An 18,587-nucleotide genomic window follows, 5' to 3' on the forward strand; every position below is an offset into this window, starting at 1 on the left:
AATAGGTCTTTTCATTAACGACGGGAGGCCGGAAACAAAACCTTAGTTTTGTCCCCGGCCTCACCGCATATCCCATGATAACCTGCAGTTACCTAGTTATAGATTACCATTTAGACATTTGTTCTAATGTTTGATTCAAGTGATGCATGACTTTGTCGATGCCTAATAATTCAATGGACTCAGCCAATTGTGGGCCATGCATCTCCCGAGTTGTGGCGATCCGAATCGGCATGTAAAGCTTACGGCCGCGAATGCCAGTTTCATGCTGAATATCATAAATGACATTTTGAATGCGATTCGCACTGAAAATGTCTAATGCTGCGATGCGTTGCTTAAATTCATTCAGAACTGTCGGTGCAGTATCGTTCTTTAATTCATCAATGGCATCTTGATCTAGCTCCGGTGGCTCAATGAAAAAGATATCCGACAATGGCACGATTTGTTGTGTATAACTCATTTGATCTGCAAATAAAGCGACTAATTGTCGAACCCATTCAATCATTTTGACGTCTGGCTTTTTATCAATACGCCCTGCTTCAATTAAATTATCCAAAGATAAATCAGTCAACAAGCTTGGATTAGCTTTCTTGACATATTGGTTATTGATCCATTCCAGTTTTTTCTGATCAAATGCTGCGGGTGATTTGCTTAGACGTTTAGGATCAAATTGTTTGATAAATTGTTTGCGGGTAAAAATTTCATCTTCCCCTACTGGTGACCAGCCTAATAAGGTAATGAAGTTAAACATCGCATCTGGTAAGTAGCCCAATTCCCGATATTGCTCAATAAATTGAAGCACACTCTCATCGCGTTTGCTTAATTTTTTACCGGTTGCTGAATTGATAATCAAAGTCATATGGCCAAACTTTGGTGGTTCCCAACCTAAAGCTTCATAAATCATTAACTGTTTTGGTGTATTGGCAATATGATCATCACCACGTAAAACGTGCGTGATTTTCATCATATGATCGTCCACGACAACCGCAAAATTATAAGTTGGCATGCCATCGCGCTTTTGAATGACAAAATCACCGCCAATGGTCTTACCCTCAATATTGATTTTACCTTTAACGATGTCGTTCCATTGGTAACTTTTATCTGTCGGTACCCTAAACCGAATGACCGGCGTCAAACCCTTAGCTTTAGCAGCTGCAATGGCTTGTGCTTTTTCAGTTTCACTCATATCCGCATATTCATAAACATAATGAGGCATTTCGCCACGAGCTTTTTGCGCTTCTCGTTCTTTTTCCAGCTCATCTTCAGTCTTATAAGACTCATAGGCATAGCCGGCATCAATTAATTTTTGAATGATCGGTAAATAAATATCTTTACGTTCAGACTGACGATAAGGTCCATAATCACCGCCAACATCTGGTCCTTCATCCCAATCAATCCCCAACCAGTGCAGCATATCGATCTGGCTTTTTTCACCACCAGCAATATTACGTTTCGTGTCTGTATCTTCGATTCGAAGAATCAGTTTACCTTTGTTGTGCCGTGCAAATAAATAATTAAATAATGCGGTCCGAGCATTACCAATGTGTAAATGCCCAGTTGGACTTGGTGCGTAACGAACGCGAATCGTATCGTCAGTCAAAATCAAAACCTCTTTCATTATCAAAAATATCCATGCACTAGTTTAACCGCTGCATGAGAAAAAAACAAATCAACTTATTAGCAAATAGGCGAGACTAATTCTTTTTGGAATTATCTTTTTTGTGGCTCTTAGCCTTATCGGTAATCCCCCGTTGTTGATGCGCTGGTCGCGCAAAAATCATTCGACCAGCCGAAGTTTGTAACGCACTGGTGACTACGACTTCAATCAGCTGATTTAAATAATATTGGCCATCTTCAACCACAACCATCGTGCCATCTTCTTGATACGCGACGCCTTGTTGTCTTTCGGTCCCTGCTTTAACAACGGTTACGTGTAAACTCTCGCCAGGTAAAATCTCCGGTTTTAACGCGTTTGCTAACGCATTAATGTTGAGCACGGGTACGTTTTGAAATTCAGATACCTTATTTAAATTAAAATCATTGGTCACCACAATACCATCTAGTAATTTAGCGAGTTTGATCAATTTGGTGTCTACCTCAGTCAAGTTTTCAAAATCACCATCATACATCTCGACTGAAATGTCATCCGCAGCCTTCATCTCATTTAAGATATCCAGCCCACGACGACCACGTGCCCGTTTCAAACTGTCTGCTGAATCAGAAATCAATTGCAATTCATGGACTACAAATTCAGGCACTAATAGAGTGCCTTCAATAAAACCAGTTTTGGCAATATCACGAATACGGCCATCAATAATCACACTAGTATCCAAAATCTTATACTTACGAAAATTATCATCCGCTTTGCGGGCTAATATCTGACCATCATCACTTTGGGTATTATTATCCCGTCGACGCGATTGAAATAGCTTGCGCCAATCATCACGGCGCAATGTACCGACTCGAAAACCCAAATAACCAAGCCCAATGAACAAGATAATGGGTAAAATCGTATTTACCACGATCAAATTGGTTCGATAAAGTGGTGTTGAGATCAGAGCGGCTAACACTAAACCTAAGATCATGAACAAGACGCCAAACAGTACAAAAGTAGGCTGTTGTTTGGTCAAATAGGCCTCAGCCTTATTAACCAGTTTAACGATCCAATCAGTGAGAAATAACGAAATGATGAAGAAAATGATGGCTCCAATAATTGCATTGATCACACTTGCTAAGCTAGACCCCACTAATAGTTCACTATTCCAGCCGAATAAATGCCATAAAATCGGCAAAAAGTTGATACCTAAAGCGGCTCCAATGGCGGCAATGATAATCTTGATAATTGTTTTTTTCATCTATGACGCCCCCTTTCTATTTATACTATTAGAATAATGCTTTTAAGGCTTCAGATAAAGTTCTAATCCCGATTACGTCAATATCTTTTGGTGGTTCCCAGCGGGCCAAATTATTATTCGGAATAAATACGCGCTTAAAACCCATTTTTGCTGCTTCAGCTACCCGCTGTTCAATACGGTTCACCCGTCGAACCTCACCAGTCAAACCAATTTCGCCTACAAAACAATCCGTCGGCAAAATACCCATATCTTTATAACTAGAAGCAATAGCCACCGCCATTGCTAAGTCGATCGCTGGTTCGTTTAATTTGACGCCACCGGTAGCTTTCAAATAAGCATCTTGATTTTGCAACATCAAATTGGCTCGTTTTTCTAAAACAGCCATGATCAATGAGACGCGATTATAATCCAACCCGGTTGCTGTCCGTTTAGCATTGCCGAACAACGTCGGTGTGATCAAAGCTTGAACTTCTACTAGAATTGGGCGTGTGCCTTCCATAGACACTACCACCGCAGAACCGGTCGCGTTTTTCAAACGTTCTTCCAAGAAAATTTCCGAAGGGTTAGCCACTTCTTGCAACCCATCGCTCTGCATTTCAAAAATACCGATTTCATTGGTGGAACCAAAACGATTCTTAACAGAACGCAAAATACGGTAGGTGTGGTGCATGTCCCCTTCAAAATAAAGGACAGTATCCACCATATGTTCCAAAATTTTAGGTCCTGCGATGGCCCCTTCTTTAGTAACATGACCGACAATAAAAGTTGTAATCTGCTTATTCTTGGCAATTTTCATTAATTCAGCAGTGATTTCTCGAATTTGGGAGACACTGCCTACCACTGAACTTAAATTAGGTTCGTTCATCGTTTGAATGGAATCAATAATCAAATAATCCGGCTTGATTTCATCTAATGTTTGCCGAATATTACTCATATCTGTTTCTGGATAAATATAAAGGTTGTCACCGCCAACATGTAACCGATCCGCCCGCAATTTTATCTGTGAGGCACTTTCCTCCCCAGATACATACAAGACGCGACCACCTGTATCTTGCAATTGACCTGAAACTTGCAGTAACAGGGTAGACTTACCAATACCCGGATCCCCACCAATCAAAATCAAAGAGCCCGGAACGACACCACCACCTAAAACGCGATTGAGTTCGTCTAAGTTTGTTTTAATGCGAGGCTCCTTCACAATATCAACTTGAGCTAATGTGGTTGGTTTCGCAACTTGACCGGTTACTTGATTAGCCGCTTTAGGCCGGGTTGTCGTTGCAACTTCTTCAATCATTTGATTCCAGGCGCCGCAGTTGGGACAGCGGCCTAAATACCTAGGCGAAACGTAGCCGCAATTTTGACAAACATATTGTGTTTTTGCTTTTGCCAAATTAATTTCCTTTCATTCTTAAATATCAATTGCAGTAGCTGATCATTTTCCAGATGACCCAAAACCACCCGTACGTTGAGCGCCATCATTTTGATCTTGGTCGCTCTTTAAATAAGGTATAAAAATGCCCTGTGCCAATCGATCACCTTTTTTGATATGTACGGTTTTTACGCCATAATTGATCAACTGCACAAAAATTTCACCCTCATTATCAGGATTATTATAATAATCCGCATCGATCACGCCAAGCCCATTAGGCAAAATTAAACGTCGCTTCAATGGCCCGCTAGAGCGGTTCACTAAAATTAAAACTTCATCTGGCTGCATATAAGCTTTGATGCCCGTTGGTATCAAAAACGGTTTCAAAACTTGCTGCGCTGTTTCTACCTGCTCAACTGTTGGCTGTTCTGTTTGGTGTCTTAATAAATGTAGTATTTTTATAAAATTTAACTGCCAAATAGATGGCAAATCGAAATCTGCTGCTGCTTCAAAATCATAGCCAGCTGCATTCCGTGTTTGTCTCACTGGCAGATGCAAAGCTTGATCTTGATATTTCGTAACAATCTCAAATCCACGTGTTTTCAAGCGTGTGCCTCCAATCAATTTCTTGTAACAGCATATCATGTTTCAGTGGGTAATTCTATGACGCAATATAAGCCTAACTATGAAAGCCATTGCTTGCCTTTTAGAACGGCTTTGAGGTATAGTTTTGATAAGCATTAAGATTTGTTTTTATATTCTAATAACTGGATACAAATAAAGAGGTGGCCATTATGACTGATATAAAATCTCACACCACTTTCACAGAAGCGGAACTGCTGGCTCAAGGCTATCGTAAATATACCGGTAAGCATGTTGATGTCTTTTTTAATACCAACCTTTGTCAGCATTCTGGCAACTGTGTCCGGGGGCTACATGCCGTTTTTGATTTAGAACGCAAACCCTGGATACTAGCAGATAATGCGGATCCAGAGGCGGTTGAACGTATTATTAACACTTGCCCTAGCGGCGCATTGAGATTTATTCGCAAAGATTAATAGGAGGATTCAGATGAATTTCGATTACGAACCAGGACGCTATTTTAAAACAGATGACAATGGCAACTTATTAGCCGAGGTGACTTTTCAAGAATTTGCCGATGGTGCGGCCTATGCGATCAACCATACTTTTGTTCGAGATGATCAACGCGGGCAAGGCATTGCAAGTCATCTTGTTGCAGCCGTCGTCGCTAAAGCTAAAGCTGAGGATAAAAAAATTCTACCATTATGCAGCTATGCTCGTGCTCAATTTGATAAAAGCCCCGATTATCAAGCGATTGAATTTAAAAACTAGCTTAGTCGTCTGAAGGTCAATGAATCGTGGGTTCCCCATCTAAGTAATTTGTTACTATTAGTAGCTATAAATACTGTCCTTTCAAACATGTTTAAATAAATGGTAACTATAATTAATGGGATGAGGGCGAAACAAACCTAGCGTTTTGTTTGCGCCCTCTATTTGTTATTTGTTTACAAACAGTTAAATTCTAAACGTGTTCCAAAAGGCAACACCCTCGCCTAACCACGAATGGCTCAAATGGAAAGACCTCCATTTTTCGCAATTCTTGTTAGTGCTCAGGTGCTGAACGCCTTTTATCTCGCTCCCCTCTATTTGTTTATGAATAATTTTAATTTGAAATAAATTGTGCCTCTGTTACTATTAACTTAGAGCATAAACCAATTTAAAGATAGCTAAAGGAGATAAATGAGTGTCAATGGACATTGCTGAACAAAAGCGGATCGCGGCTGAAAAATCAGTTGATTTTGTAAAAGATGGTATGATTGTTGGCTTGGGCACAGGCTCAACAGTCCTATTCATGGTTAATGCATTAGCCAAGCGTGTCAAACAGGAGCACTTACACATTACTGGCGTCGCAACCTCGAAACGAACACACAAGCAGGCAGAATCACTTGGGATCCCCATGAAAAGTATTGATGAGGTAGATCATGTTGATTTAACGATCGATGGCGCTGATGAAGTTGACAAAAACTTTCAAGGCATCAAGGGCGGTGGTGCCGCCCATGCTTTTGAAAAGATCGTTGCTACCTCATCGACGCGTAATATTTGGATCGTTGACGAAAGCAAATTAGTAGATCGTATCGGCCGCTTTCCATTACCTTTAGAGGTCATTCCATACGGTAGTAAAAAAGTTTTTAACCGGCTGCAGCACGAAGGTCTGAATCCAAAATTCCGTAAGGATGATGATGGTAATGACATCATTACGCATTCAGGCAATTATGTGATTGATCTACACCTTGGCGTCATCGATCACCCGCATCTATTGGCTAATTGGTTAAGTGAACAAGTCGGTATTTTAGAACATGGGCTCTTTTTAGATACTGTCAACACAATCGTTGTCGGCACACCAAACGGCCCCAAAATTTTAGAGGCTTATCAAATTTAATATTTTTCCATATTGAATAGAGTGGCTGAAAACAAAACATTGGTTTTGTCTCGGCCACTCTATTTGTTTACGAACGATCAAATTTTAAATGTGTTCCAGAAGGCAGCGCCCTTTTTCACACTCTATTCCAAAATAACTGCGTGCCCATCCAACTGAATCGTTAATGGATATCCGGTCAGCAATTGAACCTCCGTAACATCTGAACTAACGGTAATTTGCAGTAATCGTTCTTGAAAACGCAAATGGAACGTATACCGCTGCCAATCACGGGGGCAAAATGGCCGTAAAGATAATTGGCCATTCGCATGCTGTAAATTTGCCAACCCATGCACAAGTAACGTCCAATTTGTCATGAGCTCTTCAAACGTCGGGCTACTCTCAAGGTTCGCGAATAAAGCATTCATATCTAAAGCAGCTAATGTCCGCTCAGTTGCTTCTGATTTTAACTGTAAATGTGCCGCCAAGGTCCCTAATAAATTGTTAACTACCAATCGATTAGACTTGATCAAGGGCTGATAGTAATTAAAATTGGCAACTTTGACTTCTCTATCGTAATTATCTTCAAAATATAATAACCCCAGCAAAACTTCAGGAAAACTTACAAAAGATGATCGCCGTAATTGATCTGCGTTTTGTGCTGCCCCTGGTGCTAATTGGTTTAAAACCGGTAAGCCGATCTTATCCACATAAGACTGACTCTGCGGTAAAACTTGCTGCTGATTTGCCGATAGTAAATACATATTCTGAGCAATGTACTTCAATTGTGCCGCTTCATCTTGTGTAAATTGCAATGCCACTAATAACGCTTGGTCCACATGTGGCAGTATCTTTAAAACAAAATCAAACGTACATTTAGCCAAGGTATTTGTGAGCCAATTATGATTCTCATTAATTTCAAATTGATTTGGTGCCGTCACGGCCAAAAAACTATAACGCTTATTTTCAGGCAGATAAGTGATTCTTTGCATATAAAAGCGCGCAACTTCAATGGCAATCTCCGCACCGTGGTGACTAAGATAACTTCGGTCGTTGGTTACATCTACATAACTCTTAATAGCTAAAACAAGCAGTGCCCCTACATAAATTGATTCTTCGTCGCGCAGTGTATCTTGTTTAACCAGCTTACCAACACGCGTTCTAGTCGGAAAAAATGCGCCTTGTAACCCTAACGCTCCAGCGTGAGCTCGAGCGATAGGTAAATGATCAAACAATCTTTGCATGATTGCTTTAGCATTAATTGAGCCCAATACTTCTTGAAAAACTTCTAAGGTATGCGGCAACATTTCCCAGTTGACTTGAGGTAAGAACCGACCCTGCTGCATACCCACAACTTGCGTTTCTCTAGCCGTATGTGGCCGATGTTGAAAAACTTGATAAAGCGTGTAGCGCATAGCCTGTTGCGCCGTCGTATTGCCTTCAATCACCACATCACTAGTTTGCCAAAATGTATCCCAAGCAGGCTGCCAATGTTGCAATACTTTATTAAAGCCCAGTGTCTTCAGCTGCTGCAATCGGTGGGAAAAGGCGGCTACCGAGGTCACGGGTGCCTCTACCAACCGCACAACCACAAACTGTTCCAAGGTTAACGTCTCTCCTGGCAGCAGCTGCGCCGTTAATTTTTGCTGGATACTTTGCTCACCGATATCAGTCTGAATCTGAGCCTGACCTGCTTTGATTGCGGTTGTTGCAGCAACCGCAAGGTGCATTTCAACCGTTTTTTCTGAGACTTGTAGTGGTCTTGAAAGTGCAAAAACACCATCTTCCATGGCAGTACTGACATCATCACTTTGAACAGTTTCAGTACCAGCAGCATTGAGACCAGTTGTCACTGTTAATGTTCCGGTTCCGCTGATCATCTTGATAGCTAATTGGTATTGGACAGCACTGAGATCAACTTGACTCAAAAATTGATTTAAAGTAATTTCAAGTTTCAAATCAGCCTTAACCCACAAAAATGATTGGGTCATAACCCCATTTTTTAAGTTCAAATCAATTTGATAATCTTGAGCATTCGCAGCAGTCGGCGTGATCATTTGATCTGCAAAATAGATTTGAAAATTACCGAATTCAGGTAGTGGTTCTAGAATCTCCTGTGGCTGCGCCTCATTAGGCAAAAAGGCCTGTAAATATTTCCCAGGCAATACTTTTCCCCCAAAAGCTGCAGTAACGCCATTTTTGATTTGAATGACACCGTTATCTTGTGCCAATGCTCGATCTAAAACGGCTGTTTGTGCCGGTGTCACATTTTGACTCCGTAAATACCACGGATCCAATTCAAATAATTTTTGCATGTATCTTTCCCCAGATCTATTGGTTTATTTTTTCCATCGTTTCAGTATGACAAAGCCTTCAGGCAATAAATAAGCCCGACCGTCAATGTCATCTAGGCGCCGACTGAAAATTTCTTGATCGCCATTTTTTAATTTGACCTCTTGCTGTTGATTGCTCGTATTAAATAAACAAACGAAATCGATCGTCCGACCTGATCGCACTAACTTTAAAAGCGCACCATTAGCTGCATCAAGCCATTGCATTGGTGCCTCAGACAGGAACACAGCATATTGTTTACGAACTTTGATCAAAGCCTGCATAAATTCATACATTTCTTGATCTTGCTTATCAGGATCCCACTGCATTGGCCGCCGATTGTCCGGATCATTATCACCCGCCATGCTGATCTCATCACCATAATAAATACAAGGTACGCCTTTTTGCAGAAAAGTAAAAGCGATTGCTGCTTTAACAGCATCTTTATCCTGATTCGCCAATGTCAAGATTCTTGGCGTATCATGAGAATCCAAAACATTAAACATAGCTTCACTAGTTTGTGCCCGATAAGACATCAATTGCTGGTTCAAACCATGAATGAAATCTATATTACTGATATTTTTAAATAAGAATTTGCGATTGATCAAACCCGTAAATTGGTAGTTCATCACACCGGTAAACTCATCGCCATTTAACCACGGTGCTGCATTATGCCATGCTTCACCTAAAATATAGAAATCTGGCTTGAGTCGTTTACAAGTAGTGGCAAATTTACGCCAGAAATGATGATCAATCTCATCAGCAACATCTAAGCGCCACGCATCAATATCAAATTGCTTGATCCAATATTGCGCGACATCTAAAAGATAAGCTTGAACTTCAGGATTGGCCGTATTTAACTTGGGCATATGTGGCGTAAAAGCAAACGTGGCATAAGTCAGTTTCCGGGCATATTCATTATCTTCGGTCGCTTCATAGGATGCTGGAAACTTGCGGATATGGAACCAATCCTTAAAGCGCGACTGCTCTTGATTACGCAAAACATCTTGCCAAGGCAGTGATTCGTCACCAATGTGATTGAATACCGCATCTAACATTACTTTCATACCCCTGGCATGAGCTTCATCGATCAAAGCCTTAAAAATACGTTTATCCCCAAAAGCAGGATCGATCTCTAAATAATCCACTGTATCATATTTATGATTGGAATGGGCTTTGAATACTGGCGTGAGGTACAGCCCATTAACGCCAAGCTTCTGTAAATAATCTAAATGATCGATGATGCCCTGCAAATCGCCACCATAAAAATCTTCACGTGTGGGTGCTCGATCTGGGTCCCAAGGCAACGTGCCTTCAGGATCATTGCTGGGGTCGCCATTAGCAAAGCGTTCCGGAAAAATCTGGTACCAAACCGTATGTTTGACCCATTCTGGCGTTTTGGCCATATCGATCTTGTGAAAATAAGGCAGACGAAAATAATTAGCCGCATCCTGTATCTCACCAGGATTAAACGCCGCACATCCTAGCTCACCATAGAAGATTTCCGTGCCATCCTTGCCTAAGACATGAAAAGCATACTGGATTCGGGAAAACTGCGGTCGAACTTTTATCTCCCAGTATTGATGGTCTTTGGTGGCTAAACCTTTGTTCATGATCACGCGTTGATAATGCCACCGAGTGCCGCCACTCTTGCGCGGCCGTCGATCAAAGGGGTCACCATAATATAAAATGACCCGCTGAACATCATCTTTAGCCGTCCGCAGCCGAACAACAAACTCGCGCGGTTTATATAAAAAAGCATACTCACTTTCGGTGCGATGATATAATGCACTCGTTTGCATAATTGTGCCTCCTAAACAAAAAACCTGCCATATCCTTATTAATTACATTATAGGTTATTCAGCTATAACGTACAAAGATATCGCAGGTCTATGTCAAATTTGATTTTATATTTTAACTAAGCTGTCTCAGGACTTGATCCAGAAAATCGTGACATTCATCCGGTAGTGGGTGTTTGCGAGTCGCATTGTGTTGTTCTACAAACGTCAAACGCTGCTCAAAGCCTTGTTTCAGCAGAGATCGATAAGCAGGCGTATCTTTAACCGGGTACTGGTCATAAGGTAAATAGCTCAAGCCAGAAATATTCAGGAATGGTTTAAACTCAGCACGCGCATCCACAATGGCTTCCACTGCATCAAGGGTCAATTCTTTAGGAATGTCTTGGTCCAAAAAGGCGCTGGTATTTAAAATGTAACAAGCGGCATGTCGCTGGTCAAAGAGTGCCTTGAAGTCTTGGTAATCTTCAGCCAAAGGATAGAGCCGGAATGGATTAGCATAGGGTACAATAACCACTTTTTGCATTTCAGCGGCACTCACATTTTCGGCGGTAGAATGTTTGGTAGCCAAAGTTAAGCCAATGGTAGCCGCAGCAACAGGATCCGTTACTTTCATAACTGGTGGCAAACTACTATCTTTCATGATCCAAAACAAAGCACTGATGGGTTGAGTCTCATGATCGACTCGATTCTTAGTGATATACCGTGACTTGACCATACGGCCATTCCCATTACGAATATCTTCGGTAACCAGTACCTTTTGCCCGTCTTGATTCAAAGTTACCCCATTATTCATCACTGTTAAGCAGTAGTCTAAGCCATGACCAGCCATGGTGTAATCATGCGTCTTGTCAAAATAAGATGGTTCCAAGGCGGTAGAAGAACCATCTTGGCGTGAAATGACAAACGCATCATCATGCAAGACCGTAATATCGTATTTATCATGATGGTTCGCCAAAGTTAAAGTTGATTTCCCAGAACCTGATAGGCCATACATGGCAAAAACAGCATCCGGTTGATTTTGGAGATGAAATGCCTTTAAACCACCATGACAAGCTGTATAGCCGTGCCGGTGAGCAATACTCCATGCTAATGTTAATGTGCCCTTTTTCATCTCACCGAAATAACGCATGCCTAAAATTGCGGCCACATTATGATCACGGTCAAATATTGCTAACCCATCTGGAAAACGATCATCATGGAAATTAGGATCCACATACAAGTAAATATCCGGTTCATTGGCAAATGCCTTTGAGCGCGCATAGATTTTTTTATATTGTTCGTTTAACAACTGAAAATTCATAATATAAGAATAAAGATTATGCTCATAACCTTTAGGAATACAGACATGAGCTTTAACCATAAAGGCTTCATCTAATCCGACGACAACATCACTGCGCCAAAAGGCTTGCCGGTTACCAGCGTAAATAGCCTCTTGTAAATAGTTTAAAAGCTCAGTCACTTGTTCAGGACTTTCTTCTTGAAGAATCCGCCGCGCTTTCGCCGTCCGCCCGACAATTCGGCCGTGATTATAGACCAATACCTTGGCGTCCACGGGCAGACCTAGATCATCCGTGTGTCGTACAGGCAGGTCTGTGACAATCGTGTCCGGATTATTTTTTGCCAATTCATATATAGCATTCGCATTTTGAATTGCTGTTACGTTTTGCCCATAAAAAGCTGTTTCCACAAGGACCTTCATCCGTGATAACGCGGGATTTTGAGCATTGATCGTATCATTGTTAAAAAACTGCTGTGTACTCATGATAAAACACACCCTTTCTAACGACGCTATGCCAAAAATATAGCGTTTACATATTCACCTACAGCATAACACGTTCGAGAGTGAGACAAAAGGCGCCCAGTGCCTGAGCACCAACAAAAATTACGAAAAACGGTGGGCTTTCCGTTTAAGTCATTCGTCGTTGAGTGAAGGCGTTGCCTTTTGGAACACGTTTAAAATACAATCGTTCATGAAATAATCGGGACCGCATTGGTTTTGCCCTAACCTTATAACCCGTTCGTAATCATAATAGTGGATATTTGTAGCCACCTCTCTCAATCAGCAACAGTGGACTAAAAAATTAAAATGCGCTAAGATATATTTTATGTATCATGAGTGTGTGATAAGAAAAGGCTTTGCTGTTTTATGGCTGGTAAGCGTGTTTCTTAAGCATACTTATAACTAATAGGAGGTTCATCTAATGAGTCAACCAATTACATCTGATAATTTACAAGACTTCAAAGCTACTTTTGATAGACTGCCAAAAAGCCATGCTTTGAAACGGACAACTATGAAGAACGGTATCTTAGCTAGTAGTGAAGATACCAATTCACAAATCGCCATGGACCCTGTCTTTTCTGTTGAATTAGATACGGGTTCTGTTGCCAATCAAAAACAATCTGGTCGCTGCTGGATGTTTGCTGCATTAAATACCATGCGGCATCCGCTTCAAGATCAATTTAAGTTAAAGGGTTTTGAATTATCTCAAAACTATACTAATTTTTGGGATAAATTAGAGAAGTCTAATTACTTCTATGAAAATATTTTAAATACTGCCAGCCTACCATTAGAAGATCGTAAAGTTGCCTTTTTACTAGCAACACCACAACAAGATGGCGGTCAATGGGATATGCTATGTGCCTTAATTCAAAAATATGGTATCGTCCCTAAGTCAGTTATGCCGGAAACTTATAACAGCTCAACTTCACGGGAACTCAATTCTGTTTTAAACAAGAAATTGCGTAAAGATGCTGTTACCCTCCGTCAATTAGTGGCTGACGGGGCTGACGACACCCAAATTGCAGCTACTCGCGAAACGATGGTCAGTGAAGTTTACCGCATCTTAGTCTTTGCTTTAGGCGAACCAGTTACAGAATTCGACTGGGAATATAAAGATGATGATGGTAATTATCATCAAGATCATTTGACACCACAACAATTCTTCCAAAAATATGTGGGTTGGAATTTAGACGACTATGTTTCACTGATCAACTCACCTACAGAAGACAAGCCTTATAATCACCTTTATACGGTTGAAATGTTAGGCAACGTTGTCGGCGGCCGTGAAGTTCGGCATTTAAATTTAGATATCGACACGTTTAAACAACTGGCCGTTAAACAGTTACAAAATGGCGAAACAGTTTGGTTTGGTAGTGATGTCGGTCAAAGTAGTGACCGTAAGGCTGGTATCTTAGACACGGGCATTTATCAATTAGATGATCTTTTTGATGTCGATTTATCGATGACGAAAGCCCAACGTTTGGACTATGGTGAAAGTTTAATGACTCACGCAATGGTTCTGACCGGGGTTGATTTAGTTGATGGGAAACCAACTAAATGGAAAGTCGAAAATTCTTGGGGCGATAAAGTCGGTAATAAAGGCTACTTCGTAATGAGTGATGACTGGTTTGACCAATTTGTTTACCAGATCGTCATCAATAAGAAATATTTAAGTGACGCTCAAAATGATGTCCTTAAAAAGGAATATGATCAACCTAAAGTTCTAGCACCTTGGGATCCAATGGGTGCATTAGCACTATAATTTCAAAATACGCCCAATAGCAAAAAGCTAGGCGTTTTTCAAATAGGTATAAATAAAGAGGTAGCGGCAGACAAAACTTAACGCTTTGTTAGTCGCTACCTCTTTATTTATTACGCGCAGTTTATCTCACTTGCTTCACTAGATCACAGTTTATTAGCTTCGTTTAAGGATAATAAGCACCCATTGATGCGGCGACCCATTGTAAATCTGTCCCTAATTTAAGCGATTGTTGCCCGTTGATATAACGTTCAGCAAAGACTTTATAAGCACCAGACTGTGCGATTTTATTTGTTGTGGCATACCCATTAACATCATACAGTGACAGCCCTTGTTTCAGAATCATTAAGCCGCCTTTATCTCTTTGTACGGTAACTTTATCAGCGGCCACCCACTAATTTTGACCTAATTTATAAGCCAAAGTTTTACCCTGGCTATTTTTCACTACAGCGGTAGCTGCCCAAGCGTTGTAACGTTGATCTAATTTACCTTGCTGCTGCTTCAGCAGTGGGTCGCGATACAAGGATGCTTGGGCTTGGTAACTAAAAACGACAGAGCCAAAAGGTAACGGCGTGATAACCGCATCAGCTAAAAGGTCTGATACTTTAAGCCATTGATTTTGGCCAACTTGATAAGCAATCACTTGACCATTCCCGTCCATCGAATAAGCTAGAGCGTGCCAAGCAGTGATACCGGGCGACAACATAGAACCAGTGTATTTTTGTGTTAATGGATCCGTATAAATAGGCTTAGATGCCCCATCTGTTAATACACTAGCGCCAATTGGCAAGTTATTGATTCGTACAATACCAGCTACTTCAGTTCATGATGTGCTTGTCCTGTCTGTTCAGTGTTGGCTTGATCTTGATTCGAATTTGAATTCAACCCAGACCCATCACCAGTTGTATCCGTATGACCATTATCATTAGGTTGATTTGCTTGCGTGAGATCCGTATTCAAACTATGTCTACCAGAACCTAATTCAACGGTCAAGTAGCCCTGTTTTTGTTTGGCAGTTACTTGTACTTGATCAACCAACAACTTGGCATTACCACGATCGGTGGGCTGTGGTAAGGACACTCTCGCAGTGGTGTTTGCCGGTATTGTCACGTCCAGATACACATTATTAGCGTTAGCTTTCTGATAACTTGCTGCGATGGTGCCTTTAGCAGTTGGTGTCTTTAAACTAGCTTTAGCAATGTTACCTGGTTGGAGTTTCACTTGAAATTTCTTAAAGCCGGGTTGTAATGGCTTGATGCCAAACATACCCCGAACGATTTGACTTGCTGGTGCAGAGCCCCATGGATGGGAGAAAGTCATATTAGATTTTAAAGACGGATCCCAAGCCTCAGTCGCAATCGTTGCTCCAAGACCATTGATCACATGATCCCAACTGCGTAAACCTGTCCCGTTCATAAATTGCACGGCTGTATCACCGGCATTACTATTATACAAACCATCCAATAAGAAGTAAGCACCATAAACACTGCCCTTAATTTTCTGTTGACTAGCCAAATAATGAGCCATAGCTTTTGCCATTTTAGGACTATCATAGACCCCATAGGCTAAGGCAAAAGCCGTCGCATGTTGAGAATAATGTGTACTGTTTTCTGAATCCTTAAACGCCCCCTTCGATTTATCATAGAATTCACGAATCATGGCTGATTTTACCTTAGCAGCATCCGCTGCAAATTGTGTTTGGTCTTCCGTTTTTCCCACAGCCTTAGCAATTTTAGCCATATCCGTATAAGCGCCATAAGCGACAGCATTTAAAACTGTATTATAATTACCAAAGTCATACCCATCGCGCTCAGTGGTGGGCTAGTCTACTAACACAGAATTCCAGCCATTATTATGCAGCCCATTCTTGACTAACCCATTTTGATCAATACTGCCCGTGTATAGTTGATCCCCATTGGCTTTGATCAAATCATAGTATTGCTTTAATTCAGACTTATTACCGGTGTACTGATAGTCATTCCAAGCACTCATCACAGTATAGAGTACATATTCAGCAGGCCAAGTGCGCTGAGTAGTTAACCATTCATTGGAGAAGCGTGCCAGAGCATAATCATTAGAAACAGCATAGCTGGATAAAGCATTGATTAAGACATCACCTTCATAGGCGCCCCTTTCTCGCGATTGCGAGTCCACCATCAAGTCTTGATTCGTGGCCTGAACCGTGTATTTAGTGAATTCATAAATTTGATTTAAACGTTGGTCAGATGATGTGAATGAGGCTGCTGAATTATCAAAAGCTTGTCGTAGTGCAAGGCCACGAACGTTATCTTTCGTTAATTGAGTTGGACCACCTGTAACTTCAATATACCGATAAGTCATTAAATCACTGGTTACAAAGTCTTGAGTCCCCGTTCGATAGGTCCAAGTTTCTTGATAATGGTTTCCCGTACGCATTTGCCATTTAACGGCACCATTCTCTAGTTCCTCACCATAACGAATCTTCATTTGCCCTGGTTGATCCGCGTTTATACCTTTGAGAGCTAATCCTCCAACAATTTCCTTACCTAGATCAATTAAGTAATGTCCTTCGCCTTCAGCGGTCACTTTTGCAGGTGTTATTTCAAATTGTGCCATGTTATCAACAGGATAGGCTGTTAGCTTATTTTGATCAGTGGCAATCTCACCAACTTTATGCGGCTGGACCCAACCAGCTGCTTTATCCGCTTGATAACTGGGCGCATCCCAACCACTTGGGAAATCTAGATTATTAATATTTTGAGCGGCAACTTGATAATATTGAGTCCCCAAGCTAGTGCCATCATCACCTAAAGAATTGGTGCCGTCTTTCACCAACCAACCAGCGTTTGCCAGTCCGCTGTTAGTCACAACCTGCTGGGTCCCATCTTTATAATAAAACGTGAGCTGAGCTAAAAAAACTTGATCTTCAGTAGCATAGTTTAGAGCACCTAAGACATTTTCTCCCGAACGTAATTGCTTGGTCACATCGAAAGTATTATAAAACATACTGGTGCTATCTTTACTCTTTCTAGTTGGTGACACACCAACAAACTGACCGTTCAATGAAAGTTTAGAAACAAATTGACGACTTTTAGTGCCAGAACGGGCCGTCACATTTAAAATGGCATGATCAATATGCTTTGGATCATCAACATTAAAGCTTTTCCGCATGAAAACATAATGACCTTGTGCACTAAGGCTACCCTTAAGCCCTTCTTGGGGGTCAATAACTTGAGTCGTCAAAAGACTCGGTGTACTAACATTATTAGGTATATTCAAACTACCAGCATTAACTTTTGTCCCTGGGAAATCTGACGTTGCCTTCTGAAAATCATTCTGATAAAGTACTTGGTTATTATCTAAACTCGTGATTTTGAGATCTTTGACATCAGCCGTTTCACTGCGTCCAGTGCGGAAACCCACTGATCCAGCTGTTAAATCCGTTGCCAAATTTTTAGTATTTACCAACTGATAGGCCGCAGCTTGAGATAATTTTATGTAAGTCTTGACTGTTTGCCCCTGAATAACTAATCGTACCTGGAAGTAAGCATCGGTTGGTAACTTAACTTGGTTCAATGAGATTGCTTGATTATCCAGTAATTTTGGTGTGCCGTCAGTCGCAATATGTGGGCGTAATTCATTGTGATCCGTACGAATCTGCCACATGAGATATTGCTTCTGATTTTGAGCTCTAAAGACAATCCCTAAAGCGCTGGCTGTTTTTACCTGTAAGTCAATTGCATAGTTCTGCCAGCCATGATCGGCCCAAAAATCAGTGGCAGGAACTTGTTTGGGGTCATTCCAAATTGCCTGTGTGCTTTGCCATTTCGGTGTCGTTGTAAATGCTTGTGCTGTCTGAAGTGCACTTACTTGGCCATAGTTGTCTTTGACTTGTACCGACCAGTAATAAAGTTCATTATCTGCTAATTTTTGTGCCGCTTGTTTCAGATGAACATCACTGGATTTGCTTGCGTCATGCCAACCCGAATCAATAACTAAATTTTGTGCTTTTAAAACATCAGTCTGGTTATGCCCAATGACAATACGATAAGCTGTTTGTTTTACATCATTTTGAGCTGCCTGTATTGCCCAAGAAAATTGCAGATTCTCTTTAGCCACACTTAATGGTTGTTTCATCAAGTTAATTCTTAAATCATTCACTTGTAACGTTGTAGCTGCCTTAGCCGAACCACTACGTGTTGATTTAGCAAAACTAACCACAAATATCATCACCAATATGGTCCCTACTAAATAAAAAAATAGTCGTCTATGTTTCAATTA

The 18,587-nt window shown here is 41.1% G+C and carries 15 protein-coding genes and 1 pseudogene; 4 read left to right on the forward strand and 12 right to left on the reverse strand.

From position 1 onward, the window contains the following. Window positions 1-103 precede the first annotated feature (103 nt). The 4 genes from gltX to ACNAN0_RS09145 form a co-directional block, all read right to left on the reverse strand. A complete protein-coding gene (gene gltX, locus ACNAN0_RS09130; RefSeq protein ID WP_416353131.1) occupies window positions 104-1,615 on the reverse strand; it encodes a glutamate--tRNA ligase in 1,512 nt (503 codons plus the stop codon). 76 nt (window positions 1,616-1,691) lie between these two features. Beyond that, entirely contained in the window at window positions 1,692-2,852 is a 1,161-nt protein-coding gene (locus ACNAN0_RS09135; protein WP_230912651.1) for a PIN/TRAM domain-containing protein, read from the reverse strand. 28 nt (window positions 2,853-2,880) lie between these two features. Further along, window positions 2,881-4,242 (reverse strand): DNA repair protein RadA, encoded by a 1,362-nt coding sequence (radA, locus tag ACNAN0_RS09140; protein WP_230912650.1) that lies wholly within the window; start codon window positions 4,240-4,242, stop codon window positions 2,881-2,883. Between the two features lie 42 nt (window positions 4,243-4,284). Continuing rightward, a complete protein-coding gene (locus ACNAN0_RS09145; protein WP_230912649.1) occupies window positions 4,285-4,866 on the reverse strand; it encodes a dUTP diphosphatase in 582 nt (193 codons plus the stop codon). A 149-nt stretch (window positions 4,867-5,015) separates the two neighbouring features. On the opposite strand from ACNAN0_RS09145, the gene ACNAN0_RS09150 reads away from it, so the two are divergent. The 3 genes from ACNAN0_RS09150 (at window position 5,016) to rpiA (ending at window position 6,682) form a co-directional block, all read left to right on the forward strand. Next, window positions 5,016-5,279 carry a (4Fe-4S)-binding protein gene (locus ACNAN0_RS09150; RefSeq protein WP_230912648.1) on the forward strand — a complete coding sequence of 88 codons (264 nt, stop codon included), beginning with the start codon at window positions 5,016-5,018 and terminating at the stop codon, window positions 5,277-5,279. A gap of 13 nt (window positions 5,280-5,292) precedes the next feature. Next, entirely contained in the window at window positions 5,293-5,574 is a 282-nt protein-coding gene (locus ACNAN0_RS09155; protein ID WP_416353132.1) for a GNAT family N-acetyltransferase, read from the forward strand. A 418-nt stretch (window positions 5,575-5,992) separates the two neighbouring features. Further along, window positions 5,993-6,682 (forward strand): ribose-5-phosphate isomerase RpiA, encoded by a 690-nt coding sequence (gene rpiA, locus ACNAN0_RS09160; RefSeq protein WP_230912646.1) that lies wholly within the window; start codon window positions 5,993-5,995, stop codon window positions 6,680-6,682. Between the two features lie 122 nt (window positions 6,683-6,804). On the opposite strand, the gene ACNAN0_RS09165 is transcribed toward rpiA, so the two are convergent. From ACNAN0_RS09165 to ACNAN0_RS09175, 3 genes are all read right to left on the reverse strand, one after another. After that, window positions 6,805-8,973, reverse strand: coding sequence for a glycosyl hydrolase family 65 protein (locus ACNAN0_RS09165; RefSeq protein ID WP_416353133.1), 2,169 nt, complete (start codon window positions 8,971-8,973; stop codon window positions 6,805-6,807). Between the two features lie 24 nt (window positions 8,974-8,997). Continuing rightward, entirely contained in the window at window positions 8,998-10,791 is a 1,794-nt protein-coding gene (locus ACNAN0_RS09170) for a glycoside hydrolase family 13 protein (RefSeq protein ID WP_416353134.1), read from the reverse strand. A 112-nt stretch (window positions 10,792-10,903) separates the two neighbouring features. Beyond that, the gene (locus ACNAN0_RS09175) at window positions 10,904-12,550 is read right to left on the reverse strand and encodes a phosphoenolpyruvate carboxykinase (ATP) (protein ID WP_416353135.1); all 1,647 of its coding nucleotides are present in this window, start codon (window positions 12,548-12,550) and stop codon (window positions 10,904-10,906) included. Window positions 12,551-12,989: 439 nt separating this feature from the next. Here ACNAN0_RS09175 and ACNAN0_RS09180 point away from each other — a divergent pair, with 439 nt between their 5' ends. Continuing rightward, window positions 12,990-14,330 (forward strand): aminopeptidase C, encoded by a 1,341-nt coding sequence (locus tag ACNAN0_RS09180; protein WP_230912642.1) that lies wholly within the window; start codon window positions 12,990-12,992, stop codon window positions 14,328-14,330. Between the two features lie 163 nt (window positions 14,331-14,493). On the opposite strand, the gene ACNAN0_RS09185 is transcribed toward ACNAN0_RS09180, so the two are convergent. The 5 genes and pseudogenes from ACNAN0_RS09185 to ACNAN0_RS09205 all read right to left on the reverse strand — a co-directional run bounded on the left by ACNAN0_RS09185 (window position 14,494) and on the right by ACNAN0_RS09205 (window position 18,584). Further along, entirely contained in the window at window positions 14,494-14,718 is a 225-nt protein-coding gene (locus tag ACNAN0_RS09185; protein ID WP_230912641.1) for a hypothetical protein, read from the reverse strand. Window positions 14,719-14,721: 3 nt separating this feature from the next. Next, window positions 14,722-15,117: a hypothetical protein gene (locus ACNAN0_RS09190; RefSeq protein WP_230912640.1), complete on the reverse strand. Its 396-nt coding sequence runs from the start codon at window positions 15,115-15,117 to the stop codon at window positions 14,722-14,724. Window positions 15,118-15,140: 23 nt separating this feature from the next. After that, a complete protein-coding gene (locus ACNAN0_RS09195) occupies window positions 15,141-15,647 on the reverse strand; it encodes an alpha-L-rhamnosidase C-terminal domain-containing protein (protein WP_416354187.1) in 507 nt (168 codons plus the stop codon). Then, window positions 15,624-16,124: pseudogene (locus ACNAN0_RS09200) on the reverse strand (MGH1-like glycoside hydrolase domain-containing protein); the annotation flags it as partial. The pseudogene ACNAN0_RS09200 and the gene ACNAN0_RS09195, both read right to left, overlap by 24 nt. Window positions 16,125-16,148: 24 nt before the next feature. Beyond that, entirely contained in the window at window positions 16,149-18,584 is a 2,436-nt protein-coding gene (locus ACNAN0_RS09205; RefSeq protein ID WP_416353136.1) for a family 78 glycoside hydrolase catalytic domain, read from the reverse strand. Window positions 18,585-18,587: the final 3 nt, after the last annotated feature.

This window comes from Agrilactobacillus fermenti (assembly GCF_047943045.1).
Taxonomy (GTDB): domain Bacteria; phylum Bacillota; class Bacilli; order Lactobacillales; family Lactobacillaceae; genus Agrilactobacillus; species Agrilactobacillus fermenti.